Origin of the sequence: Pseudoalteromonas sp. T1lg75 (assembly GCF_002964705.1) — a bacterium.
Lineage (GTDB): Bacteria > Pseudomonadota > Gammaproteobacteria > Enterobacterales > Alteromonadaceae > Pseudoalteromonas.
Genome location: NZ_PQCD01000053.1, coordinates 52,793 through 77,634 on the forward strand (window position 1 = coordinate 52,793; position 24,842 = coordinate 77,634).

At 51.2% G+C, this 24,842-nt stretch carries 20 protein-coding genes; 12 read left to right on the top strand and 8 right to left on the bottom strand.

Annotated elements, in window-relative coordinates; all coding sequences use genetic code 11:
• The first annotated feature begins 253 nt into the window (after nucleotides 1-253).
• Nucleotides 254-3,565: a bifunctional diguanylate cyclase/phosphodiesterase gene (locus tag C2M36_RS12875; protein ID WP_158678945.1), complete on the top strand. Its 3,312-nt coding sequence runs from the start codon at nucleotides 254-256 to the stop codon at nucleotides 3,563-3,565.
• A gap of 41 nt (nucleotides 3,566-3,606) precedes the next feature.
• Here the strand turns inward: C2M36_RS12875 and C2M36_RS12880 are convergent, their stop codons facing one another.
• Both C2M36_RS12880 and adhP read right to left on the bottom strand, forming a co-directional pair.
• On the bottom strand, nucleotides 3,607-5,490 hold the full coding sequence (locus C2M36_RS12880) for a propionyl-CoA synthetase (RefSeq protein ID WP_105255236.1): 1,884 nt from the start codon (nucleotides 5,488-5,490) through the stop codon (nucleotides 3,607-3,609).
• A 195-nt stretch (nucleotides 5,491-5,685) separates the two neighbouring features.
• Nucleotides 5,686-6,702 (bottom strand): alcohol dehydrogenase AdhP, encoded by a 1,017-nt coding sequence (gene adhP / locus C2M36_RS12885; protein WP_105255237.1) that lies wholly within the window; start codon nucleotides 6,700-6,702, stop codon nucleotides 5,686-5,688.
• Nucleotides 6,703-6,854: 152 nt separating this feature from the next.
• Between adhP and C2M36_RS12890 the strand changes: the two genes are divergently transcribed.
• Nucleotides 6,855-8,015, top strand: a complete 1,161-nt coding sequence (locus tag C2M36_RS12890; protein WP_105255238.1) for a DUF4124 domain-containing protein — start codon at nucleotides 6,855-6,857, stop codon at nucleotides 8,013-8,015.
• 75 nt (nucleotides 8,016-8,090) lie between these two features.
• On the opposite strand, the gene C2M36_RS12895 is transcribed toward C2M36_RS12890, so the two are convergent.
• Nucleotides 8,091-10,163, bottom strand: coding sequence for a S9 family peptidase (locus C2M36_RS12895; RefSeq protein WP_105255239.1), 2,073 nt, complete (start codon nucleotides 10,161-10,163; stop codon nucleotides 8,091-8,093).
• A gap of 208 nt (nucleotides 10,164-10,371) precedes the next feature.
• Between C2M36_RS12895 and C2M36_RS12900 the strand changes: the two genes are divergently transcribed.
• The 4 genes from C2M36_RS12900 (at nucleotide 10,372) to C2M36_RS12915 (ending at nucleotide 12,762) form a co-directional block, all read left to right on the top strand.
• Nucleotides 10,372-10,749 carry an MmcQ/YjbR family DNA-binding protein gene (locus tag C2M36_RS12900; protein WP_105190178.1) on the top strand — a complete coding sequence of 126 codons (378 nt, stop codon included), beginning with the start codon at nucleotides 10,372-10,374 and terminating at the stop codon, nucleotides 10,747-10,749.
• Nucleotides 10,749-11,363: a dienelactone hydrolase family protein gene (locus tag C2M36_RS12905; RefSeq protein WP_105255240.1), complete on the top strand. Its 615-nt coding sequence runs from the start codon at nucleotides 10,749-10,751 to the stop codon at nucleotides 11,361-11,363. The genes C2M36_RS12900 and C2M36_RS12905 overlap by 1 nt, the downstream gene beginning before the upstream one ends.
• A 104-nt stretch (nucleotides 11,364-11,467) precedes the next feature.
• Nucleotides 11,468-12,070, top strand: a complete 603-nt coding sequence (locus tag C2M36_RS12910) for a YqaA family protein (protein ID WP_105190176.1) — start codon at nucleotides 11,468-11,470, stop codon at nucleotides 12,068-12,070.
• 179 nt (nucleotides 12,071-12,249) lie between these two features.
• Nucleotides 12,250-12,762, top strand: a complete 513-nt coding sequence (locus tag C2M36_RS12915) for a LiaF domain-containing protein (protein WP_325050551.1) — start codon at nucleotides 12,250-12,252, stop codon at nucleotides 12,760-12,762.
• Between the two features lie 56 nt (nucleotides 12,763-12,818).
• Here the strand turns inward: C2M36_RS12915 and C2M36_RS17150 are convergent, their stop codons facing one another.
• The gene (locus tag C2M36_RS17150; RefSeq protein WP_325050552.1) at nucleotides 12,819-13,106 is read right to left on the bottom strand and encodes a hypothetical protein; all 288 of its coding nucleotides are present in this window, start codon (nucleotides 13,104-13,106) and stop codon (nucleotides 12,819-12,821) included.
• Nucleotides 13,107-13,117: 11 nt separating this feature from the next.
• Here C2M36_RS17150 and C2M36_RS12920 point away from each other — a divergent pair, with 11 nt between their 5' ends.
• Nucleotides 13,118-13,786: a sulfotransferase family protein gene (locus C2M36_RS12920; RefSeq protein WP_105190174.1), complete on the top strand. Its 669-nt coding sequence runs from the start codon at nucleotides 13,118-13,120 to the stop codon at nucleotides 13,784-13,786.
• Between the two features lie 55 nt (nucleotides 13,787-13,841).
• Nucleotides 13,842-14,414, top strand: coding sequence for a tRNA-(ms[2]io[6]A)-hydroxylase (locus C2M36_RS12925; RefSeq protein WP_105255241.1), 573 nt, complete (start codon nucleotides 13,842-13,844; stop codon nucleotides 14,412-14,414).
• A 45-nt stretch (nucleotides 14,415-14,459) separates the two neighbouring features.
• Here the strand turns inward: C2M36_RS12925 and C2M36_RS12930 are convergent, their stop codons facing one another.
• Together C2M36_RS12930 and C2M36_RS12935 are read right to left on the bottom strand one after the other, a co-directional pair.
• The gene (locus C2M36_RS12930; RefSeq protein WP_105255242.1) at nucleotides 14,460-15,011 is read right to left on the bottom strand and encodes an HdeD family acid-resistance protein; all 552 of its coding nucleotides are present in this window, start codon (nucleotides 15,009-15,011) and stop codon (nucleotides 14,460-14,462) included.
• A 9-nt stretch (nucleotides 15,012-15,020) separates the two neighbouring features.
• On the bottom strand, nucleotides 15,021-16,322 hold the full coding sequence (locus C2M36_RS12935; RefSeq protein WP_105255243.1) for a Xaa-Pro dipeptidase: 1,302 nt from the start codon (nucleotides 16,320-16,322) through the stop codon (nucleotides 15,021-15,023).
• A 134-nt stretch (nucleotides 16,323-16,456) separates the two neighbouring features.
• Between C2M36_RS12935 and C2M36_RS12940 the strand changes: the two genes are divergently transcribed.
• The 4 genes from C2M36_RS12940 to C2M36_RS12955 all read left to right on the top strand — a co-directional run bounded on the left by C2M36_RS12940 (nucleotide 16,457) and on the right by C2M36_RS12955 (nucleotide 21,995).
• Complete coding sequence (locus C2M36_RS12940; RefSeq protein WP_105255244.1) at nucleotides 16,457-18,061, top strand: mechanosensitive ion channel family protein; 1,605 nt, start codon at nucleotides 16,457-16,459, stop codon at nucleotides 18,059-18,061.
• A 383-nt stretch (nucleotides 18,062-18,444) separates the two neighbouring features.
• On the top strand, nucleotides 18,445-20,736 hold the full coding sequence (locus C2M36_RS12945; protein ID WP_105255245.1) for a TonB-dependent receptor: 2,292 nt from the start codon (nucleotides 18,445-18,447) through the stop codon (nucleotides 20,734-20,736).
• 112 nt (nucleotides 20,737-20,848) lie between these two features.
• On the top strand, nucleotides 20,849-21,139 hold the full coding sequence (locus C2M36_RS12950; RefSeq protein WP_105190169.1) for a hypothetical protein: 291 nt from the start codon (nucleotides 20,849-20,851) through the stop codon (nucleotides 21,137-21,139).
• Between the two features lie 202 nt (nucleotides 21,140-21,341).
• A complete protein-coding gene (locus C2M36_RS12955) occupies nucleotides 21,342-21,995 on the top strand; it encodes an HAD family hydrolase (RefSeq protein ID WP_105255246.1) in 654 nt (217 codons plus the stop codon).
• A gap of 22 nt (nucleotides 21,996-22,017) precedes the next feature.
• Here C2M36_RS12955 and C2M36_RS12960 read toward each other — a convergent pair whose 3' ends face one another.
• Together C2M36_RS12960 and C2M36_RS12965 are read right to left on the bottom strand one after the other, a co-directional pair.
• Nucleotides 22,018-22,656, bottom strand: a complete 639-nt coding sequence (locus tag C2M36_RS12960; protein WP_105255517.1) for a LysE family translocator — start codon at nucleotides 22,654-22,656, stop codon at nucleotides 22,018-22,020.
• 100 nt (nucleotides 22,657-22,756) lie between these two features.
• Entirely contained in the window at nucleotides 22,757-24,571 is a 1,815-nt protein-coding gene (locus tag C2M36_RS12965; RefSeq protein ID WP_442792662.1) for a S8 family serine peptidase, read from the bottom strand.
• Nucleotides 24,572-24,842 lie beyond the last annotated feature (271 nt).

A 24,842-nucleotide genomic window follows, 5' to 3' on the forward strand; every position in this document is an offset into this window, starting at 1 on the left:
TTGTTTCGAAGAAGCTAAAAGGGCCGATATTCTTTAGGTAAAGTTTAATAACGCGTTGTAAATATTAATCAAAAAGCACGTAATAATGAGCAATTGGTTAAACGCCATGTTGTAGCTGGGTTAATAAGTTACATGCCGCCATGGCTATGCTATATTCGCCAAAACACGCTTTATATTCAGCGTGTTAGATGCTATTTCGATTCTCGTTCGAAAAAATAACTCGGCTAACTTTCTATTTCGGTCAAATTCTCTGGTGCGTAACCTTATTCATCCCAGTCATGTAAAAGAATGGTCAAAAAGCGCTCGGCATTTAGTAATTGCTCTGGTGTTTATGGTGTTGTCGCTGCTGAGTGAGCAGCTCGGTCTGGTGAGCATTATTGAGCACTATATACTGGTGCATTCATTCTTGGAGCTGGTCTCCATAATATTCTCTGTGTTGATCTTTGCGGTAGGCTGGAGCGCTCGCAGGTATATTAAAAACCCGACCTTTTTATTCGTATGCGCTGTGATGTTCTGGGTAGGGGTGCTCGACTTTGAACATGTGTTTTCCTTTGCCGGCATGCCGGGTTTTATTACCCCGGCTAGCACCGATAAGTCGCTTCATTTTTGGTTCGCAGGTCGTATCTTCACCGCCGTCGCCATCATTGCCCTGGCGGCAGAGCCATGGTGGCGAATGCGTGCGAGCAGTATTTATCCTTCGCTAATAGTGGCCGGGGTCTGTGCTCTGGGTATCAGCTATGTCTTGCTGTTTTTTCCTCATTGGCTACCAACGAATTATATCCCCGGACAGGGTCTGACCGATTTTAAACGTAATTTTGAATACCTGCTGATGGCGCTCTATGCCTTTGCCGCCGTGCTCTTTTTATTGCGCCTGGCCAAGGCGCGGCAGAATCACAATGTGAGCCACTTATTTGTGGTCGCGGTGCTGATGGTCTTCAGCGAATATTGCTTTACCCTTTACAGCAACATCAGTGACTCGCTCAACCTGGCTGGCCACTTTTATAAAATTGCCGCCTATATATTGCTTTACCAAGTCTTGTTTGTGGCCACCATTACCCGACCCTTTTTCGAGCTTGAACATTCGCAGCGGCGCTTGGGGGCAACCTTAAGTGCCTTGCCGGAGTTGGTGTTCGAAATAGACGAGCAGGGTACGATCGTGAGCAGCCACAGCAAAGAGAATGAGCCTTTTTTACTGCACGGTGAAAGCATAGGTCGCAGTATCTACGGGCTTTTCGCCGGCAAAGATCAGACGCGTCTTTATAACGCCGTGGCCGAGGCAAAGCGCCAGGGCATGGCCGAAGTAGCGGACATGGTTGTTAGTCGACGACAACAACTTCGTCATTATCAGTGTGTGGTGGTGAAACTGGCAGAGCAGGGCAGTGTGAATTACTTGGTGGTGGTTCGTGATGTGAGCGAGCGTGCCGCACAAGCTGATGCCCTGGCTCATGAAGCAAGGCTTAAAGAAGGATTATTGGGTTTATCCGATATCGCTTTCAAAGGTTGTGAGTCGGCGTTGCTGAACCATGGCGCGCAGTATGCGCATTACTTGGTGCCGTGTCGGAGTCTCGGCTTGTATGCCGTCGACGACCTTGGCCAGTTTCACTTGCTGGCCAGCGAAGGCGAGGGTAATCGAGCACTCACCGGCGAGCAGCTATGGCAGTTGTCACCACAACTGCAAACTCAAAAGCACTTTATCCGTACACTTGAGGAGGCCCAAGCTCATCCTCAGTGTGGCTTATCGGCACTGGGCGCAATGATGGCAGTACCGGTTTACGAGCAAGAAACTGTGCGCATGGTCATGTTATTAAGTAACGAAGAGCGCAGCTTTAGTGCCCGTGATGTAGAGGCCATTACTATTTGGTTGCTGGCTATTTGGCACTGGCTGAACCGTTTGCGTCAGGACGAGCAGATGAGCACATTGTCATTGGCGGTAGAGCAGAACCCGCACCCGATTCTGATCACCGATACCGAAGTGAAGATCGAATATGTGAACCGTGCCTATGTTGAGCTCAGCGGTTATACGCGCGAAGAGCTGCTCGGTAAAAACCCGGCGATTTTAAGCTCGGGAAAAACCGCTCCTCAGGTCTATCACTCCATGTGGCATAACCTCAAAGCTCACCAGCCCTGGGTCGGAGAGTTGATCAACCGTAACAGGCAAGGGGAAGAGCTGATCGAGCGCACCACCATCTACCCGATACGGGATAAAGACGGCACGGTGAGCAAGTATATTTCCTTTCAGCATGATATTACCGCGCAGATAGAAAACGAAACTAAGATCCATCATCTGTCTTACTATGATCAGCTCACCGGGCTGGCCAATGTGAAAATGCTGCTGCATGTATTCGCATCCCTGCGCTCGAAAAACAAGCTGACTGAGGGCGCGCTGCTGTCCATTGGTCTGGATAATTTTAAGGTGCTTAATGAGGCCCTGGGCTATGACAAGGGTAATGTGATCCTCAAAAGCCTGGCTCAGCGCTTGCTCAATGTCGGCGATGAAGAAGAGTTGATTTGCCGTTTGCCCGGTGATCGCTTTGCTTTTTTCATGCCTTACGCCAATGCCAACAGTGCGTCCTGTAAGGCCCAGCGTATCCTCGAAACGCTGCGTACGCCGATAAATATTGACGGTAAAAACATAGTGCTTACCGCCTCTATCGGTGTGGCCCTGTATCCCCACGATGGTGATAACAGTCAACGGCTGTTGCAATTGGCCGAGGCGGCGCTGTTTGAAGTAAAAAAACGCGGCCGAAATAACTTCTTATTCTATGCGCTGGAGATGAACCAGCATGCGTCGCGGCAACTGCAAGTGATCAATGCCCTCAATATGGCGTTGCTCGAAGGCGAGTTTTCCTTGGTATTTCAGCCCCAGGTGCGCATCGATAATCGTCAGGTGGTGGGTGCCGAGGTGCTGCTACGTTGGCACTCACGTGAGCTTGGCATGGTCTCGCCCGCAGAGTTTATTCCTGTGGCCGAAAGTGCAGGGTTAATTAAGGCCCTCGATGCCTGGGTGTTTAGCCATGCGCTGGCGCAAATCAAACAATGGCTGGCAATGGGGCACGGCAACCTGGTTTTTGCCGTTAACTTGTCTGCCGCAAGCTTTGAAGACCAGGATTTGCTAACCAAGCTGATGCGCGAAGTCGAGCAGCATGGCGTGCCCGCTAACTGCATTGAATTGGAACTTACCGAAGCCATTGCCCTGATGGATCCGGACTCTGTGCTTAAGCGTATTAAATCGCTTCGCGCCGCGGGCTTTAGGGTGTCCATCGATGATTTCGGTACCGGCTATTCGTCGATGAGCTATTTAAAGCGATTCGATGTCGATAAACTGAAAATAGATAAATCCTTTATCGATGACTTGACCAGCGGTGAGCCGGAAGATGTGGCCATAGTCAACGCCATGGTGCAACTGGCTAAGGCGCTGAATATTGGTTCCATTGCCGAGGGCGTAGAAACCGAGCAGCAGTGGCAGAGCTTGGCGCGCTTGGGGTGTGATCAGGTGCAGGGATACTGGTGTGCTAAGCCATTAACGGCTGAGGAATTTGTTGCTTTTATCGCGCGCTGGAAATAAACAGCGGGGCGAGTTAACGCCCCGATTTTGTCTCTGTTTACCTAACGTGTTTGCAGCTGCTCGCTTATCTCGGTGAAGATGCTGGCATCGTCAATGGTGGAGGGGATCTGCAACTCCTCGCCATCAACCAACTGACGCAGGTTTTTACGCAGTATTTTTCCCGAACGCGTTTTCGGTAAGCGCGGTACACAGACAATATCCCGCAGACAGGCAATGGCGCCTATGGTGGAGCGCACCGAGGCACGAAGCTGCTGCTCGACCTCATCATGACCGCCGATAAAGTCGTCTTTAAGCACCACCATGGCCATGGGGATTTGCCCCTTAAGGCTGTCATGGATGGCAAACACCGCGCACTCGGCCACCGCCGGGTGAGCAGCAACTATTTCCTCCATTTCACCGGTGGAGAGGCGGTGGCCGGCAACGTTTATCACATCATCGGTGCGGCCCATAATAAACAGGTAGCCTTCCTCATCGAAGTAACCACCATCGCCGGACAGGTAATAGCCCGGATACTGGCTTAAGTAGCCGCTTTTAAAGCGCTCGTTATTTTGCCAGATACTCGGCAAGCATCCGGGAGGCATGGGGAGTTTGATGGCCACCGCGCCATGCTCATTGGTTTCACATTGTTCGCCATGAACATCGAGTATCTGCACATCAAAGCCCGGGGTTGGCACTGTAGCACTGCCGGCCTTGGTGGGCAGGGTTTCAATGCCGATGGGGTTGCAGGCGATGGCCCAACCGGTTTCCGTTTGCCACCAATGGTCGAGCACCGGCAGTTGGGTGTGCTCTTTTAACCACTCATAGGTGGGCGGATCTAAGCGCTCACCGGCCAAAAACAGGCGTTTCAGGCTAGAGGTATTGTATTGTTTAAAGCCCTGGGCGCTGGGGTCTTCTTTTTTGATGGCACGAAAGGCGGTTGGGGCGCTGAACAGGGCCGTCACCTTATAGTCTTCAACCACGCGCCAGAAAGCGCTGGCATCTGGGGTACGCACCGGTTTGCCCTCATATAGTACGGTGGCACAGCGATAAATCAGCGGCGCATAGACTATGTAGGAGTGGCCCACCACCCAGCCGATATCCGAGGCCGCCCAAAATACATCGCCTGGGCGCATACCGTATACGGTTTCCATACTGTAATGCATGGCCACCGCATGGCCGCCGTTTTCACGTACCACCCCCTTGGGGGTGCCCGTGGTGCCCGAGGTGTAAAGAATATACAGGGGATCGGCGCCGGCAACCGGCACCGCCGCCACGGCTTGGGCGTGGCTCATGGCGCTGGCCCAGTCGATATCACGGCGCTCGCTTAGCGGCGCATAGCATTGTGGGCGTTGGTAGATAATACAATGCTCGACCTGATGCCGGGCCTGACTAATCGCCTCGTCAAGTAGAGGTTTATATTCGATCACCTTGTCAACTTCCACCCCGCAGGAGGCACTGAGGATCAGTTTTGGCGTGGCATCATCGATACGCACCGCCAGCTCGTGGGCGGCAAAACCGCCAAAGACCACCGAGTGAATGGCGCCGAGACGGGCGCAGGCTAGCATACCAACCACAGCTTCGGGGATCATCGGCATATAGATCACCACGCGATCGCCCTTGCCGACGCCAAGGCCCTGCATAACCCCGGCAAACCTGCTGACCTCATCGAGCAATTCGCGATAGCTATACTGGCGTTTGCTGTCGGTCACCGGTGAGTCGTAGATCAGCGCCGTTTCATCGCCATGGCCGTTCATGACATGCTGATCCAGTGCCAGGTAGCTAGTATTGAGTTCGGCATCGGCAAACCAATGATAAAAGCCGTGCTCATCCTGATGATAGGCTTGCTGTGGGGCATTAAACCAAGCAATGCGCTCGCTTTGTTGCAGCCAAAACTGCTCGGGGTTATCGCTAAAGGCGCGATAGGTGCGTTGATATTCGCCTGACATACAAGGCTCCAAAATAAAATTGTGAGAGACTTAATAAAAATAGGAGCTTTTGACGCTGAGCAAAATGCGACCATAGTCGGCAGTGGCTAATAGTCGAGAGGGGCTCAAATGAGTAATGTCTATTCGGGCCAGGAGATGAGCTTGGGTGTTAGCCGTTTGAAAATAAGAAGGCCACCTTGTGGTGGCCGAATGCAATTACTCGGGCATATTCATGACTATGCGCCCGGTGATCTCGCCTTTTTCCATGTCCGCGAAGATATCGTTAATATCATCAAGGTGCTTCTCGGTAATAATGGCTTTCACCTTGCCCCGGGCGGCAAACTCTAAACACTCTTCCAAGTCCTTGCGAGTGCCGACGATGGAGCCGACCACGCTGACGCCGTTAAGCACGGTATCAAAAATAGGCAGGGGCATGTCCTCCGGCGGCAGGCCGACCAGCACGCATTTTCCGCCGCGACGCACCACATCATAGCTTTGGCGAAAACCCGCTTTGCTTACCGCAGTACAGACACTGCCATGCACGCCACCGCTGACTTCTTTAATGGCGTCGACCACATCGTCCGTTTTAAAGTCGAAAAAGTGCTCGGCCCCAAGCAGATGCGCCAGCTCACGTTTCGCCTCACCCGTGTCCACGGCCACAACCCGCATGCCCATGGCCACGGCATATTGCACCGCCAGGTGTCCAAGGCCGCCGACGCCGAAAACGGCCATCCATTGTCCAGGCTTGGTCTCGGATACCTTGAGTGCCTTATAGGTGGTCACGCCAGCACAAAACAGCGGTGCGGCATCCGGGTAGCTTAGTCCTTCGGGTATTTTCACCACATAGTCGCCATGGGCGGCGCAGTATTGTGCGAAACCGCCATCGACGGAGTAGCCCGCATTTTGCTGCTCCAGACACAGGGTCTCCTTGCCATCGAGGCAATATTCACAGTGGCCACAGGCGCTGTAAAGCCAGGGGATACCCACTCGGTCACCCAGTTTTAGATGGCTGACGGCGCTGCCCAGCTCAACAATTTCGCCTACACCTTCATGGCCGGGAGTGAGGGGGAGTTTAGGTTTGACCGGCCAATCGCCATGGCAGGCATGTAAATCTGTGTGACACACGCCACAGGCATGAATTTTAACCAGCACCTGATGGGCGTCGATACTGGGCTTGGCTACCTCTTCAATGCGTAAAGGGGCACCAAAACTATGGGCAACTGCTGCTTTCATAATCAATTTCCTTATTTTTGTCATCATGAGGACTTTTCCAGCTTAGCGTTAAATAAGCCGGATTATTTGCTTGGCTGTCCATGCTAGTTGTACCCCAGTCCAGTAATCGCTGTTATGATCTGGTGCAAAGGGAATAGATAAATAAACGATTTATGGAACGAAGAATCATCAAAATATTTATATGGTTAGCCATTTTCTTAGCGCTGGCGCACGGGGCTAATCAGTTGCAGAGCAGGCAGCTGGAGTTATCTCAGTCTGTAGCCGAGTCTATAGCTTGGCTGCAGCAATTATTCGACTCAAAACAAGCACCGCTTCTAGCTCCAGAGACGATGCAGAATAAATCCCCCTTGGACAAACCCATTGAGCCCACACAAGCTCAGTTAAGCGCCGGGAATAGCGCCGTGACGACAAAGGGCAACAAGCATAACCCAGCGCAGCGTTTTACCTGTACAGACACCTCCTTAGGAGAGCTCAAGGTTCAGCAATTTCAGGGTATTTACACTTGGACGGATAGCCAGGGCGTGCGTCATGTTAGCGACCAAAAGCCTGACTTTGAGGTGCAAGAATATCGGTACGATGGTGTTGATGTGATGGATTACTTTGTCCTTGAGCTGATTGCGCCAAGTATGAATAGTGACTTTAGAGCCCGGCTTGAGTCGACCTTAAATGGCGTGTTTAAAGCCTATAGCCAAGTGGTGGGGAAGGATGCGATGCATAAGGTTCATTTGCGCCTACATGTCTTGCCGACGCGCAGTAGTTACCTGGCGGCCATACGCAGAGCCGGCAGTAGCTCCTCAAACAGTATCGGCAGTTATTTCCGTCGTTCCAATGAAGCCTATATCGAATATCGGGGGGATGAACAAACCATGCGCACAGCCATACATGAAGCGGTGCACGCCATAAATCACGCAGTCTTAGGGAATACGCCTTCTTGGCTCAATGAAGGTTTGGCGGAGTATTTTGAGCATACCGAGATTGAGCTGCAATTGGTGATGGTACATCCCAACCCGAGTTGGATTCGCAAGGGCTGGCTACAAAACAGCGTTTATAGTCCAAGCCATTTATGGCAAGCAGAGGCCTTGTGGCAAAATGATGGTGATAGCAGCAAGTTATATCGTTCCAGTTGGGCGTTTATCAGCTATTTGCTACATAATCCAGAGGGCAGAAATGTGTTTAAGCGCGTAGTCAAAGCGCAAGTGGCACAGCGCTGTCGGGAGCTTAGTGCGCAGCAGGTTCAGGTATTAGTACCCGCTAAAATCAGGCAAGGCTTTAGCCGCTGGCTGCAAAGAGAGCATGTCAGCCATAGGTATTAATGTGCTTTTTTGGAAAAAGCGGTGACCAGTGGACAACGACCTGTGGTCAACGACCAGCGGTCACCGCATTGGGGGTTACTTTTTATAGCGGGCAAACCAGGCCAGGGTGTGCTCGATTTTCGAGATCATTCTTGATGGCCGCGCGGCGATGCCGTGTGGGGCGCCGGGTACACGGATCAACACGCTGTCTACCCGTTGCAGTTGCAGGGCCTGATAGAATTGCTCCGACTCAGAAATAGGCGTGCGGCGGTCTTGCTCACCGGTCATGATCATGGCCGGGGTGGTGACATTGCCTACCAAGGACAGCGGCGAGCGCTGCCAGTAGTGCTCCAGGTTATCCCAAGGGAGGCCCGGGAACTGGTTGCGGATCTGCCCAAGATAACTGTCGGCGGTTAATACCTTACTCACCCAGTTGATCACCGGCTTGGTGATGGCCGCGGCATTAAAACGATCGGTGAGGCCAATGGCGTAGGCGGTGGCTATGCCGCCCGCGGAGCCGCCGGCAATATAGAGGTTGTTGCTGTCGATAAAGCCTTTTGCTATCAGCGCATCCACCGCCGAGTTATGGTCCGCAAAGTCTTCCTTAGAGGAGTATTTACCATCGAGCAGCAGCGCAAAGTCTTTGCCATAGCTGGTGGAGCCACGGTAGTTCACATACACCACCACATAGCCCTCGCTGGCGTAGCGTTGTAACTCGGCACTAAAGTGTGGGCCATAGGCCAGGTGCGGACCGCCGTGAATTTCCACCAACAGCGGGTACTTTTTGTTGGCATCAAAGTTTGGCGGGGTGATATACCAGCCCTGAATGTTTTCGCCATCGAACTGTGAAGCGACATTCAACTCATGCACCTGGCCCAGGGTTTTATGTCCAAGCAGATCTTCGTTGAGGTTAGTGAGGGTGCGCGATTTGCCTTTACGGCTGTAGCCGAGATCGGCGGGGCGTTGGCTACTGCCCGAGGTATAGGCCAGGGTGCCATTATTGGCCATGGAGAACTCGCCGCTGACATAGGGGCGACCCAGCGAGGTGCCGGAGACATTATCGACCAGCTCGTTTACCTTACCCTTGGTGTTCATGGAGGCCAGTTTGCGCTTACCAAAGTCGTCATATTGCACCACAAAGTCTCCCTTACCTGACCAACGGTAGTCGGCAATGGAGCGGTCCAAATCGGCGCTCAGGGTGGTGATTTTGCCACTGTCTACGTCCAGCATGGCCAGGTTGGTGTTGACGTAGGGTACCGGCTCATTGTCGCGGGTAAGAAAGGCAAGTGTATCGCCCCTGGCCGAAAAGGTAGCCTGGCTTTCACGTCCCGGTAGGTCGGTTAGCTGCGTGAGCTTGCCCGATGTCAGGTTAACGGCATAGAGGTCCGACTCTGTGGTGCGGTATTCCCACTGTGGGTGCTGATCGCTGGAGAATATTACCGCGCTGTTGTCTGGTTGCCAGGTAATGGGGCCATAATGCTGGAAATCGCCTTGGGTAAGCTGGCGCGGCGTACCGCCTTCGACGGGGAGCACGAAAACGTGGCGATAACTGGGTTCTAAAAAGCCGCTGCCATCGGCCTGATAACGGGCTTTTTCAATTACCGTGACCGGCTCGGACCACTTGGCACCCTCGGGTTTCGTCGGTAGCTTGACCGACTTTACATAGTCGGTTTTTCCCTCTTTTACATTCATGGTAAAGGCCAGCTTGGTGCCATCGGGAGACCAGCTAAGATCGCCTGCGGATTTAGGCAGCTGGGTCAGCAGTGCCTCTTTGTCCTCGGCCAAATAATACATATGCAGTTGGTTTGAGCCGCTGCGATTGCTGCTAAAAACAAGGCGCTTGCCATCCGGTGACCAACGCGGCTGACTGTAATTGTATTGATCGGCGAACAGGGGAACATGGGTGTCGTCTTTAAGACGATAGAGCCACAATGATTTGGTGGCGCTGTCGGTCATAATATCGTAGCCGTTGCGCACATAGACAATATGGCTGCCATCGGGACTGATTTGCGGGTCGCTCACATATTCAAGGGCAAAAATATCTTCGGAGGTAAAACCTTGGTGAGTATCGGCGTAAGCTGAACTGGCGACGAGTAGGGCTGTACCAAGGGCTGTGCCAAAGGCGCTGCCAAGCACTTTGCTAAATAGGGGAAAACCGAATTTTTTCATTACAGATGCTTTATTTAGGATAAAAAATTATCCTAGGTGCGCAACTAGAGGCTTTCAAGCCGGACGCGACAAAGTGCAAAATTTGTTCGATTAAGTTCAGGTTTCAGTGACCCCCACTCGCTAAAATGGGCCCCGCGGATAAGAAATTAGTAAAAGCGCCCAAGTTTGCCTAAGATAGCGCTCAATACTCCAACGATAAGGTGGCGCCATGGACCACAGTCAGGCCCATAATTATTTGCTCAAAAAGCCACACGCCAAGGTAGAGCAGCCCTTTGGCCCGGGAGTGGATGTCTATAAGGTGGCGGGTAAGATGTTTGCCACCTTAACACTGCGTGGTATTAACGATGGCGCACCGCAATGGCAAATGAATCTCAAGTGCGACCCGGATGAGGCGCAGGCGCTGCGCGATATTTTTAGCGCTGTGCTGCCGGGATATCATATGGATAAGCGTCTTTGGAATACGGTGATTTTAGACGGCAGCATTCCAATGGGGGAAGTTGAGCGCATGATGGATAATTCTTACCTGTTAGTAGTGGCGAAGTTGCCAAAAGCCACCCAACAAGAGCTCTTGGCGCGGTTAGGGTAATGACTGAGGGTCTGTCCATGCAGCGTATTATCGTCAGCGATATCTTCGGGCGGACCAGGGCGCTGGAGCGTCTGGCTGCTGAGCTAGGTAATAAGGTGCGTATTGTCGATCCGTATGGCGGTGAGCCAATGGATTTTACCAGTGAAGAGCAAGCGTACGACCATTTTATGGCCCATGTGGGGTTGGCGTCTTATCGTCAGCTTTTAAGCGCTCACTTGGGTGGCTTAGCAATGCCAACAAGCCTTATCGGCTTTAGTGTGGGTGCCGCTGCTCTATGGCAACTTGCAGCGCACAAGGGCTTAGACAATATCACAGGTATGTTGTTGTTTTATGGTGGGCAAATTCGTCATCACCTGGAGTTAACACCGACAATTCCGGTCACCCTGGTATTGCCAAAAAGTGAGCCTCATTTCGATATCAACGACCTGGCTCAGGCCTTGTCTGCCAAGGAAAATGTTGAAATCATTTCCACCGAGTTTAATCATGGCTTTATGAACGCCTGTTCGCGGCATTACGCGAAAGAGGCATACCAGAGTTATGTACAAGCCTTGGGTGACATGGGCGCGCAGTACTGCTGGTCACAATTGCACTTGGGCAGCAGGAACAGCGGATAAAATACCCAGGTTTAAGCGGTTATTTATATTGAATTGCGTACCCTTTTTGGGATAGTAGAGACATAGCGCTGACTAGGTGGCGCCAGACGATTTTTGGAGAAGTGATGGGGTTATATGGGCGACTTGTGCAAAAAACACGACAGTGGATCCACTCGCGGCATATGCTTTGGGGTGTGACCCTGGCCTCATTTTTAGAGTCGACCATAGTCCCCGTCCCCTTGGAAGCCCTATTGGTGCCGCTTATGCAGGCGCGGCGCGATAAAATTTGGGCTATTGCCCTGGTAGCAACCCTGGGCTGTATGCTTGGTGCCTTGTTTGGTTATGCCCTGGGTTATTACCTTTTCGATGTACTGGGCGATTGGCTCATTGGTCTGTTTTCCACCCCGGAGCAATTCGCCAATGTTAAAGCGCAAATGCACAGCCAGGGCTTTTGGTTTGTGCTGACCCTGGGCATAGTGCCTATCCCTTTTCAAATTGCCATGCTGGCGGCGGGGGCGACCCATTACTCCCTGTGGCTTTTTTTCCTCGCCACCGCCATTGCCCGCTCGATACGTTATTTTGGTCTCGCCCTGATTGTGCATTTCGCCGGCAATCAGGCGGAAAAGGTGATCCGCAAACATAAAATGAAAGGCATCGCCGCCCTGAGTGCGCTGGTGTTGGGCACCTGGTGGCTGGTTAGCAGCTTGTCGACTTCTGGCGTTAATTAAAACGCATATGTAAATTTTGCTAAAAAGTGGTGATAAATACGTAAACTTAGTCACTGCTACCTGTTTGAGCTACCGAACTTTTATTTATCTATCTGATTTATATGTACTTTTCATCTTGGTCTAAAGCTTGCTGTAAGCTTAGCAACCTATATAGGATAACTTTTTAAAGGAATTGAATTATGTCGGTACCCATTGCGGATAGACCCCTAGAGCAGGTCAAAGAGGAAGTCATAGATCAGCTTATCCTCAATTATAGTCATGGCGAGCTTTCCGCCGAGGCGTTTGAGCGCCGTTTGGATGCAGCCTATGACAGCACGGAGCAAGAATATCTCGCCTCCCTGGTTGCCGATCTATCCTTACAAGCGGATCCGCGCTATCAAAGTGAAAAGGCGGCACGTCTACGCCCGCAATACAGTCGTGGCGATGAGCAACCAGCGGCGTCCACTATGACCACCATTTTAAGCACGGATCACCGTGGCGGCGATTGGGTGGTCCCTAAGGAAATGCAGATAAAGAACGTGCTCGGTACCTTAGAGCTGGACTTCAGCAATGCCATTTTCAGTCACCCGGACGTGCATATTCACCTTAACTGCTATGTCGGCAGTTGTGAGATTTATGTGCCGGAGGGCGTTGATGTGGTGACTCAGACCACTAACTTATCGCCTCCACGGTCAATAAACGGGTGGCCTTAGGCCCGCGCTCACAAGATCGCCAACGCCCGCGCATTTTACTCACCGGCCGAAATGTTTTAGGCAGCGTAGAAATTAGCGTAAAAAGAACCATGAAAGAAAAGCTGAAATCCTTTGCCGACAGCCTGCGCACCCTGTTCGATGACGGCTATGGCAATGATAAAAGTGATAAATATTACTAATTTGTGAAAGACGGCTATAATTAGCAATGCTGTTTCAAGCAGCTCCCAGGTTGCGGCGGTGTATTTAACCGCCGTTTTTTTGTCTGCATAAAAGCACAAGCCCAGGGTCGCATAGATGAAGGGGCATGGGTATAATGGCGCCCTTATTTTTTGGGCGCGGATCAAGGCCACCCCTAATGAATGCAGTAGAGAAAATATTTGTGCTGGGCTTGCCGCGTACCGGCACCACCAGTGTGTGTGTGGCGGCCTTGCAATTGGGTTTGCCCACGGCGCACACCGCTTATACCCAGGCGTGCTTTGAACAGGCGCAGGTAGTGGCCGACACCCCCTGTTTTAGCCATTTCCCCGAACTTGCCAAACGCTATCCGCATAGCCGCTTTATTCTCCTATGCCGCGACGAGCAGTCTTGGCTGGCATCCATTAAACAATTATTAGCGCGCATGAGTGATAACCTGTTATGCACCCATGGCGGCTTTAGTCCTTTACTAAAACAAAGCTATGGGCGAGTGTTTGCGCCCCTCAATGAGCAAACACTCGGGGATGATGAGCACCTGTTGCACTGCTATCGTCGTCACCAGCATCAGGTACGCGAATATTTTGCCGATCAGAGCGAGCGCTTACTGTGCCTAAATTTGAGCGAACCCGGAGCCTATCAAACCTTCTGCCGCTTTTTACAAGTGCCTCCACAGGCAGGCGCGTTTGCCCACCTCAATAAGGGCAATAAGGTGATGGCGTGGCGCGATATAAAAAGCCCGTTGAAAATCGCTTCGACCCGTAATGGCAAGGTTGATAATCTTGATAGCTGGTGGTTGGGTGAACGGCCATCGACCGTTGAGATGGACTAGCGTGAAGGACGATGGCTGCGTACAATAGCGCCAATTTTAGTTGTTAGTAATCCTTATGTTTGAACTCGAATTTAATACTCCACAGCAATGGACCGATGCGGTGCTTGCCGACTTCGATGCCTTTTTACAAGACCACGCCGCCGCCGAGAAAAAAGCCTCGGGTATGGCGCTGTCCATGCTGTCTCACTATCCGGATAAGCGTAAACTGGTGAAGGCCATGACAGACTTGGCACTGGAAGAAATGATCCACTTTAAGCAGGTGGTGAAGCTGCTGACCGAGCGTGACGTTAATCTTGGCGACGATAAAAAAGACCCCTATGTAAACCAGTTGCGCGGCATGTTCCGCCATGGCAAAGAGGTGTTTATGCTTGACCGACTCTTGGTGGCTGCGGTGATTGAGGCTCGAGGCCATGAGCGTTTTGCGCTGATTGCCGAAGCGCTGCCGCCGGGTAAGAATAAGGAGTTTTACACCGCCATCGCCAAATCCGAAGAAAAACACAAAAACCTGTTTGTGGAGCTGGCCTATGAGTATTTCGATAAAGAAGAAGTGGATGCCCGCTTGGCCGAGGTGATCACCCGCGAAGCACAAATCTGTGCCTCCTTGCCATATCGCGCCGCGTTACACTAAACACCCATGCCCCGGTGCCCGTTAGGACCACCGGGGACGAATCTATTAAGCCTGTGCCTTATCCAAGGCGCGTAGCTTGAAGCCCAGCCAACATAAGATGATGCCGAAGGCAAAGGCATAAATGGCGACCAGCCAAAGCATGGCAATGATCCCCTGGCCCGGGTTAATGATCAGATAGATGCCAAAGATAATCGACACCACACCGCTTAACAGCAACAAGGTCACTCCCTGCAGGTGTTTAAAAAGCTTGATGGCCGCGGCCATTTCCATCATGCCGATGGCGATGGCCCAAAACGCGATCAAATAGAGCATGATCAAGGCGGTTAGTTGCGGCATGCTGACCGTGACTATGGCCGCTAAAATTCCCAGAATGCCGGCGATCAATGTCAGGTGCCAGTAGGATGAATACTGCTTTTGTTTAAACGCCAGCCATACTCGCGAGCAGCCGTCGAACATAAAAAAGGCGGCAAAGACAAAAATTAAGGCGCCTATGGTCGCTTGCGGTGAAAACCAGGCAACGGCAGCAAAGATAATGGCGATAAATCCTTGGATAACAAAAATTGGCCACTGACCCGTTATTGAAGTATTAATACTCATTATTCGCTCCTATTGTGGCTGTTTATAAACTTGGCCTGCTTTCATAACAAAATCAACCCGCTCCAAGACGCTGATATCTTCCAGTGGATTGCCCTCGACGGCAATAATATCGGCGGCAAAGTCAGTGTTTATCTGGCCTAATTGCTTTTCGGCACGCAAGAGCTTGGCGGCATTGATGGTGGCGCTTTGAATGGCCTCTAAGGGCGTCATTCCAAACTCCACCATGCGAGAGAACTGCTTGGCATTATCACCATGCGGATAGATAGCGGCATCGGTACCAAATACCATATTCAATCCGGCATCCACCGCACGACTAAAGCTTTCTCGCTGACGCTTGGATACCTGGCGCTCTTTATTGAGGTTTTCCTCGGCGACGCCATTTTGCTCACCAAAGGTGAGGGTGTATTCGGTGTTATAGATATCCATCGACAACCAGGTGCCATGCTTTTTCGCGAGTTTTATGCCCTCGTCATCGATAAAGCTTACGTGTTCAACACTATCGACGCCGGCGATAATGGCTGCTTTAATGCCGCTGGTGCCATGGGCGTGGGCCGCTACGGTTAAACCGCGTAAATGAGCTTCTTCCACCAAGGCGTTCATTTCTTCCTGGCTGTACTGCTGTACGCCCACCTTGGTGCCTTTGGAGAAAACGCCGCCGGTGGCGCAAAACTTGATCACGTTGGCCCCGTATTTAATGTTTTCACGCACCTTGGCGCGCACCGCCCAAGGACCATCGGCCACGCCTTCAGCGCGATAATTTAACTCCGGCGGTACCCGGTTGTTGTCGCAGTGTCCCCCCGTGACCCCCAAGGAAGGGCCCGCCGCCCAAATGCGAGGACCGGGCACATCGCCAGCGTCGATGCCATCGCGCAGGGCAATCACGCTGTAGCCGGTGGCACCCACGTTACGCAGCGTGGTAAAGCCGGCGAGCAGGGTTTTATGGGCAAAGTAGGCCGCTTTTATGGCCTTGCGCGGCGCCGAGTCGCTAAAGCGTTGCACCCGCGGCACGGTGGGATCTGAGGTCAGATGCACATGCATGTCCATCAGCCCGGGCAGCAGCATTTTATCGCCCAGGTCGATTAATTGATCCTCGACTTGGAGTTCACTCGGCAGGGCATGGCCAATATCTGTGATCACGCCCTCATCTATGCTAATAACCACATCGTCAATAATCTTGCCATCGGTGACATCCAGCATTTTGCCGGCTTTAACATAGGTGGCGCCATGCGCTGGGCTAAACACAGCCAGAAGAGTCAGGCCGAAGGCGGCACTGATGGCAGTACCCACTAGGTTTTGAAGAGGCTTAAACATGATAATCCCGTAAATAAAAATAGCCGTTTAAATCTAGCAAGTGTCTGCTTTTCTGGCAATTTTTAACGATAAAGCGTGAGCTTTTTACGCTTGCTGACTATGCTAAATTAGGACGGACGTAAGGATGATAGACGATGTTGATACGGGTGTGCTTACTGGCCCTTATTGTGGTCAGTGGCCTGTGTGGGGCCACACAAGGCAAGGTAACGGTAAAAGAGATATTACAACAGCAGCAACCGGAGCGCAGTGAGCAGGAGCAGGCCGAGCAAGCTCAAGAGATTGAAGAGGTCTTGCTGGATAAACTCCACCGTGAAACCCCACGAGGAGCCATGCAGGGCTACCTTAACGCCGCACGGACCCGTGACTTTGCCCTGGCCAGTGACTATTTAGATTTTCGTAACCTGAGCCCCGAGGTATTGGCGCTGGGCAAACCGCAATTGGCGGAAATTCTTTATCTGGTATTGGATCGCACCCTGTGGGTCGATTTGCAAAGCCTCAGTAGCCAACCGCAAGGAAAAAGCCAGGATCTACTCCCTAGCTATCGCGATCTGGTGGGCGAGCTAAAAACCTCAGAGGGGCCGGTGCAGATCTTATTACAACGAGTGCCAGCCGACAGCGGCGGCGACTACATCTGGAAGATTTCCAATGCCACGGTGGCACAAATCCCCTTACTAAAGAAGCAATACAGCTATTCCCCCAGCGGCGAGTGGCTCTACAAGAATCTCCCGGATCATAGTTTTCTCGGGGTCAAACTTTGGCAATGGGTCTATTACAGCGCTAATTTGCTGGTGTATCTCTTATTGGCGTTTGCCATTACCCGGGTGCTTGCCTTTATCGCCAAGCGTATCAAACCGGATTTAAGCGCCGAGGCCAGTGGTTTGATCAACGGCCCCTTGTGTTTATTACTCGGGGTGATCTTGGCCCGCAACCTGGCCTCTGAGGCCAACTCGACGCTGGCCAGCAAGGCGGTATTTGAAGGGGCGACCTTATTGATCATCGCCTGGACCTGGTTTGTCCTGCGCGCCATCGACGTGGTCCGTTATCGTTTTAGTCAGCGCTTGATCCAAAAAGGCAATGAACAAGCCGTGTATTTGCTGCGACCGCTTGGCAACGTAGTGCAAATCGCCGTGGTCATCATGGCGTTATTTTTATGGCTGGAAAACCTTGGCTTCAGCGCCACCACCTTAGTGGCCGGGTTGGGTATTGGTGGCTTGGCGGTCGCCCTGGCGGCGCAAAAATCGGTGGAGAATATCATAGGTGCCATCACCCTATACTCATCGGCGCCGGTGCGGGTGGGGCAGGTATGCCGCTTTGGCGAGCAGGTTGGCACGGTGGAAGAAATAGGTTTACGGGCCACCCGGGTGCGCACCTTAAACCGCACCGTGATCCATGTGCCCAATGCCCGCTTTGTCGATATGGAGCTGGAAAACATTTCCGAACGCGAACGCATAGCCTATCGCCCCGAGTTGATCCTTGATAGGAGTACCTCAAGTGCGCAAGTCTCGGCGTTGCAAACGGAGCTAATCCAGATGCTGGAGCAGCAGCCAGATGTCGCCGATAACCCCTGTCGAGTGCGTTTTACCGGTTTTGTGCCGCGGGGGCTGTGCATCGAGGTGCTCTGTTATATCGAAACCACCGACTTTAATGAGTACTTGGCCCGCTGCGAAGCGCTCAACCTGACTGCGTTATCCTTGTTACACAAACTTGAGATTGAGTTAGCACCTCCGGAGCATCTTTGAATGGTCTATTTATTAACCGCTTAGGCTCAAAGTTATACTTTTATAATTATAAGTTTGGACGGTATCGCGAAATATTATAATTCGGCTATGCTTATTTTTTGCACATAAAGGACAATTGTCCTTAGTTGTCGATAAAACCTTTAAAAATTCCCGATTGTGTCGGTAAATGAATGGAAATGTTGCAAAAAAATGAAATAAATCTGAAGTAAAGCTTAATTTAGATGCTATACTTCGCCACCGTAATGTTCAGCCTTTTATTTGTGCTTGTACTCTCAAATTTAAGGTCCGCGTGGAGCACGCGAAAAATTGAGCATTGTGCCAGGTGATAGGGCGCTACATATCTACCAATGAACAAAAGAGTACAAATAAGGGTTAAATCCGACATGAAAGCGATGAAACGTACTGCGCTTGCCAATCTAATAAAAGCAACGCTGTTCTCTGCTGCTGCAGGTACTGCATTCACTTCTACCGCTGCTGAGCAACAAGGCCCGGCCGCGAAAGACAAATCACTTGAAGTTATTCAAATTACAGCTCGTAAGCGTGTTGAAAATGCACAGGAAGTTCCTGTAGCCGTTTCTGCACTTCAGGGTGACAGCCTGGATGCGTACAGCGCAGCGGGTATGGACATTCGTTTTATGAATGCCAAGATCCCAAGCTTGTCGATTGAATCTTCATTCGGCCGTTCATTCCCACGTTTTTACGTGCGTGGTTTAGGTAATACCGACTTCGATTTGAACGCATCACAACCTGTTTCTTTGGTTGTTGACGAAGTGGTGCAAGAAAACGCCATTCTAAAAGGTTTCCCAGTATTTGACGTGGCTCGCGTTGAAGTATTACGTGGCCCACAGGGTACTCTGTTTGGCCGTAATACTCCGGCGGGTCTAGTGAAGTTCGACACCGTTAAACCAAGTCAGGAATTTGAAGGCTATGGTTCTGTATCATACGGCAGCCGTGGTGCTATCGATTTTGAAGGTGCTGTAGGTGGCGCCTTAACGGATCGCCTGTCAACGCGTGTGTCTGTGCTGTGGCAAGATAAAGACGATTACATCGATAATGTCGCTCCTGGTTTTGAACAAAAAGACGTGCTAGGCGGTTACACCGACCAGGCCGCTCGTATTCAATTCCTTTATGAAGGCGACGAGTTTACCGGTCTATTTAACTACCATGTTCGTGACATGGACGGCACGCCTATTGCGTTTCGTGCCAATGCCATCAAGTCTGGCAGCAACGACCTAGTATCTGGTTTTGACCACGATAAGGTTCAGCACGATGCCGCGTCACGTGCAACTCAACAAGTAGAATCACAAGGTGCCAGCCTGCGCCTAGAGTGGGATCTGGATGAGCACACGATAACCTCGATCACTGGGTGGGAAAGTGCTGAGATCTACTCACGCGCCGATATCGACGGTGGTTACGGCGGTTATGAAATCGACGGCCAGCCAGTGCCAAGCGGCCCAGGCTTTATTCCGTTCACATCAGAAAGTGCCGACGGTATTCCGGATCACGACCAATATACGCAAGAGCTACGCCTTTCAAGTAACTTCCCTGGCGACTTCAACTATCAGGTAGGCTTGTTCTACTTTGATGAAGCCCTGACCATTGAAAACTTCAGCTATGACACGGCCGCCAACGGTGCCCTAAACGGTTATGTGCATCAGCAACAAGACACCGAAGCCTGGGCGGTATTCGGCTCGGTTGATTACACAGTGACCGATGATTTCAAAGTGACCGTGGGTCTGCGTTACTCTGATGACGATAAAGAATTCACGGCCAACCGTACCCTTAGCCCAGTTGGCGGCGGTACCTTGTTCCTGACAGAAAACCCAAGCGACGACCATGTTAGCTGGGATATCTCAACCAACTATAAAGTGACCGACGACATCAACTGGTATGCTCGTATCGCTAACAGCTTCCGTGCGCCAAGTATTCAGGGTCGTATCCTGTTTGGTGACGAAGTGACCGTGGCTGAATCGGAAACCGTGACCTCGTACGAAACCGGTATCAAGTCTGACGTATGGGATGGCCGAGGCCGTATCAATGCCGCTATCTTCTATTACAACATGGACGATCAGCAGTTGACCGCTGTAGGTGGTGGTGCGAACTTTAACCGTCTGGTTAACGCTGACAAAACAACTGGTTATGGTTTTGAGCTAGATACTCAATGGGTACTGACAGACAACCTAAACGCCACGTTCAACCTGAGCTACAACAACACCGAGCTAAAAGACAACGACCTAGCGGTTGCTGTGTGTGCTCAGTGTACGGTTACGGATCCAACGTATCAGGTTCCGGGTGCATTTGGTCCTGAAGACCGTGCTATTTTGGACGGTAACAGCCTGCCGCACGCTCCTGAGTGGATTTCTAACCTAACGCTTCGTTACAGCCGTGAACTGGCCGATGGTGAGTTCTTCACCTATGCGGACGTTTCATACCGCAGCGAGATCGACTTCTTCTTATACGAGTCGGTGGAGTTTGAAGGCAAGGCCTTGACCGAAGTGGGTCTGCGTTCGGGTTATGCCTGGGCTGAGGGCGACAACGAATATGAAGTGTCGGCCTTCGTTCGTAACCTGTTTGACGAGCAGCAAGCCATTGGCGCCGTTGATTTCAACAACAACACCGCCATGGTGAACGAAGAGCGCTACATTGGCGCCGAGTTCAAGGTAAGCTTCTTCTAAGTCAACGAATAAGCACGAAATTCAAAACCCGCCTTGATGGCGGGTTTTTTCGTTTATATCCACGCACCTTACTGGTACAGTACAGTTTTTATAGATACATGAGAGCATTTGCATGTCTGGATTTTGGAACTATCGCGTCATCTTGGCGGAAGAGCAGGGCAAAGAGCCGCTTTATCAAATCCACGAAGTGGAATACACAGCCAATGGCAAGGTGAGCAACTGGTCGGAAACCGGTGCCGCCCCGTTTGGCCATGACCTTGACGAACTTAAGGCCGATGCCGAGCGACTCAAAAGCGCTTTTGAAAAGCCGGTACTCAAGGTAGTACGCCAGGCTCGCGGCTATGAGCTGGTTGAGCTGGAAAGCGGTGAGCCGGCCAGCGCCGAGCCACCCACAGCAAGTTAGACCAATTCACTTAAATAGCCAATCATTCTAGCGGGCTAAATATCATGCTCACTGTGTTGGAATTTTTCTATGTAGAATAACTACATAAGAAAAACTCCGCCTTGTGATCATATCATTTATCCAGCGCTATATCTGATCACATATTTAACAGAATTGGTATTAAAAGCGCCTCAGGGCGCTTTTGTGTTTATGGGGATAGAGCATGATCACCACCTTATTATTTGATTTTGACGGCACCTTGGTGGATTCAGAGGCGGTGCACTTTCAATGTTGGGATCGGGTACTGGCCGACTATGGTATTCGTTATGATCAAACGACGTTTTGTCAGCGCTATGCCGGGCGTCCAACCTTGGCCTCAGCCGAGGACATGGTGCGCCGACATCAACTTCAAGCCAGTGCTAAAGCCCTGGCAAGCAGAAAAAATACCCTCTTTGCCGAGCTGGCACAAAGCAGTTTGCCGCCGCTGATGGCTCACGGCCAAACAACTTTACAACAGGCCCATCAAGCGGGTTTTACCCTGGCCTTGGTGACCGGCAGCACCCGTGACGAGGTAGAGCCCATTTTGCAGGGCTATCAGCTCGCTTCCCTGTTTAGCTGCATCGTCTGCAAGGACGATGTGCGTAACCCTAAACCTCACCCCGAGCCTTATTTGCAGGCCCTGGCGCACCTGTCGGTGCCCGCCGCGCAAGGGGTCGCCATTGAGGACACTAGCACCGGCTCTCGTTCGGCGAAAGACGCCGGGCTAACGGTGGCCGCCATCCCCAATTGTCATACCCTGGTTCAGGACTTTAGTCATGTGGACAGGCGCTTTGATGATTTGCAGCAGTTCTATCTTTGGTTGTTGCAGCAAAAATAAAGACCGGTCAGCTCGTGTTGCGCTAGAGCAGCAGGTTAATGGCCAGTGCTATAAATATCAGCCCGGTGAGCCTGTCTATCCAGAGTTGGGCACTGGGATTGCGTTTAAAGTAACGCGCAACCTTGTCACCGAAATAGATGTAGGTGCAATCCACAGGAAACGCCAAGATAGGGTAGAGCAGGCCAAATATGGCCAGTTGAACCGTGGTGGAGGTGCTTAATGTCGGGTCTACAAACTGGGGAATAAAGGCGATAAAAAAGAGCGCCACCTTGGGGTTCAGTACCTCGGTCATCATTGCTTGAAACAGTGGGCTTTGTTTTTTAATTTGCACATGGGGCTTGTCGTCACAACTATCAGCCACCGTATTTTGCTGCCAGCTTTGCCATAGAGTCATAATCCCGAGATAAGCCAAATAGCAGGCCCCTAAGTATTGCACCGTGGTATAGGCGGTGGTGGAAGCCTTGAGCAAGGCCGATAAACCGACCACGGCAAACAGGGTATGGGCCACGCCACCTAAAGCAAAACCCAGAGCACAATGCAATCCGGCGCGGCGGCCATTGGCAAAGGTTTGCGCCATTAAAAAGGCATTGGAAGGCCCAGGGCCTACGGCGATTAAAAAGCTGGCGCCGAGAAAGGACAAGAGGAGTTCGGGGTTAAGCATGATAACGAAAGGTGGCCTGTAAAGCGCACAGGGTAGCAGCTCGACAAAAAACAATAAAGCGGGCATAAAGCCCGCTTTATCTACTTACTTCTAATTAGGTTTAGAAGCTAACAGTTACAGTTGTTGAACAAACTGAGCTGCCTTGCTCACACACTTGGTAACCGAAGCTACCAGATACCTTACCTAGGCTGTCTGTGTGGGCGTTATCATTGGCTGTGGTAGTGATCAGCTGACCGTTACGGTAGATATCTACCATAGAAGTTGCTGCACCGCCCCACGATAGGTCAACGTATGCGTCGCCGCGAGACTTATAACCGTTGGCATCCAGAGTTACGTCAGTACCTGGGTTGCCGCCGTTGCCGCCGTCACCGCCACAGCCGTTAGCCGTTAGGTAAGCATCAGCGTCAGCTGCTTTTACAATACCGTAACCGAAGTATACGTCTTTACCCGCTGCACCTTGGTCATCAGCAGTCGCTTTAAGCGCGTTACGGATGTCTGTACCAGTACACTCAGGGTGGTTAGACCAAACCAGAGCTGCAATACCAGAAACAGCAGGTGTTGCCATTGAAGTACCGCTCATGTAGCCATAGTCGCTAGCAGAGATAGTAACAGTGGCTGAAGTTGCTGCCATAAGTGCTGCACGGTCTTCAAGGGCTGTACCTACCGCTGGGATAGAAGTGCTGTTGGTGTCGCCCAGCGTGCCGTATAGCATCCCTGGTTCGTTGTTCACGATAATCGCGCCTAGACCACCAGAGGCTTCACAGTTAGCAACCTTGTCGTGGAAAGAGATAACACCACGGTCGATTAGACATACTTTGCCAGCTGCGCCGCTGTCGGTCGCTTCTGCCGTGCCCATGAAGTAAAGATCGCCGGCTGCTGAACCTGTATTTTCCATTGCCGATACTTCTACGCCTGCACCATCGGCTGAAGCTGAAGCGAATGCCGCCATGCCCGCTGGGTAAGTAGAAAGCGTATCAACACCGCCTGCAGTTACTTCTACACAGATGGTTTCATCTTCGGTCACGTTTTTACCGCGGCCAGAAGTACAGCTTGGGAATTGTGAGAAATCGGCGATGTTATTATCGGCATCGTTAGCACCGATCATCATTACCGATGGGTAACCGGCAGGGTATGAACGTACGCTGTTGCCATCGTTACCTGCTGCAGCAACAACAAGACCGCCTGCTGCAGTAAAGTCTGCAAATGCATTCGATTCAATGCTGTTTGAACCGCCGCCACCTAGACTCATGCTGATGATGTTGGCACCCGCCTGTGAACATAGGTTTGTTGCGTGAGCTAGGTCAGATGAATAACCCCAACCTGCAGCGTTGAATACCTTGATGATGTGCATATCAACACCCGGAGCCATACCGACTACACCGATGTTGTTGTCTGCCGCACCGATAGTACCGGCTACGTGTGTACCGTGTGGGCCACCATTGTCGAACCAGTTACCAGTACCAGAGTCATTGTCACCTGTGATTGCACCCCAGTTGAAGTCAGGGTTAGATGCATCAAGACCAGAGTCGATAACACATACTTTCATGCCGGCGTTGGCGTTGAAAGTCACTTGGTTAGCTTGTGATTGGTAAACAGCATAAGGAGTCAGCTGTTGTGACATTGGATCACCAAGGTCGTCGTTATATAGACCCATAGGGTAACGACGTTGGTCTGCTTCTACCAATTTAACGTGTGGGTTGTTTAGTAATCCTTTAACCGTGGCCAAGTCTTTACCAGCGAAAGTCGCTGCGAAGAAGCCGTTACTATCCATGTTAACTTCACCACCCAGTTTTTTAGCGAGCGCTTTCACGACGCCTTTCTTATCGTTGTCAACTTGGATGATGTAACGGTCATCAGCAGCCATAGACTGTGTTGCGCCACTTAGAAGTGCTAACGCAACCGCGCTGCGAATCATTGTTTTTTTCATAGTAACCTCAAAAGCATTGAAGGGTGTTAACCGTTGTTTAACATTCGTTAACAATGTTACGTATGTTGTCACAAAGTGCAATAGTATTTTGTTCCTTTTTTTGTACTTTTTTAGAATATTCTGTAGATGATTTGGGGAAGAAAGTTATAAAGAGGCGTCTATCTAGCTAAATTAAAAGAGGATTTAAAGGTTGGATTACTATAGGGACAGGAGCCAGCATTTAAAGTCCTTTCATAAAATGCTGGCTAAAATTGCAACA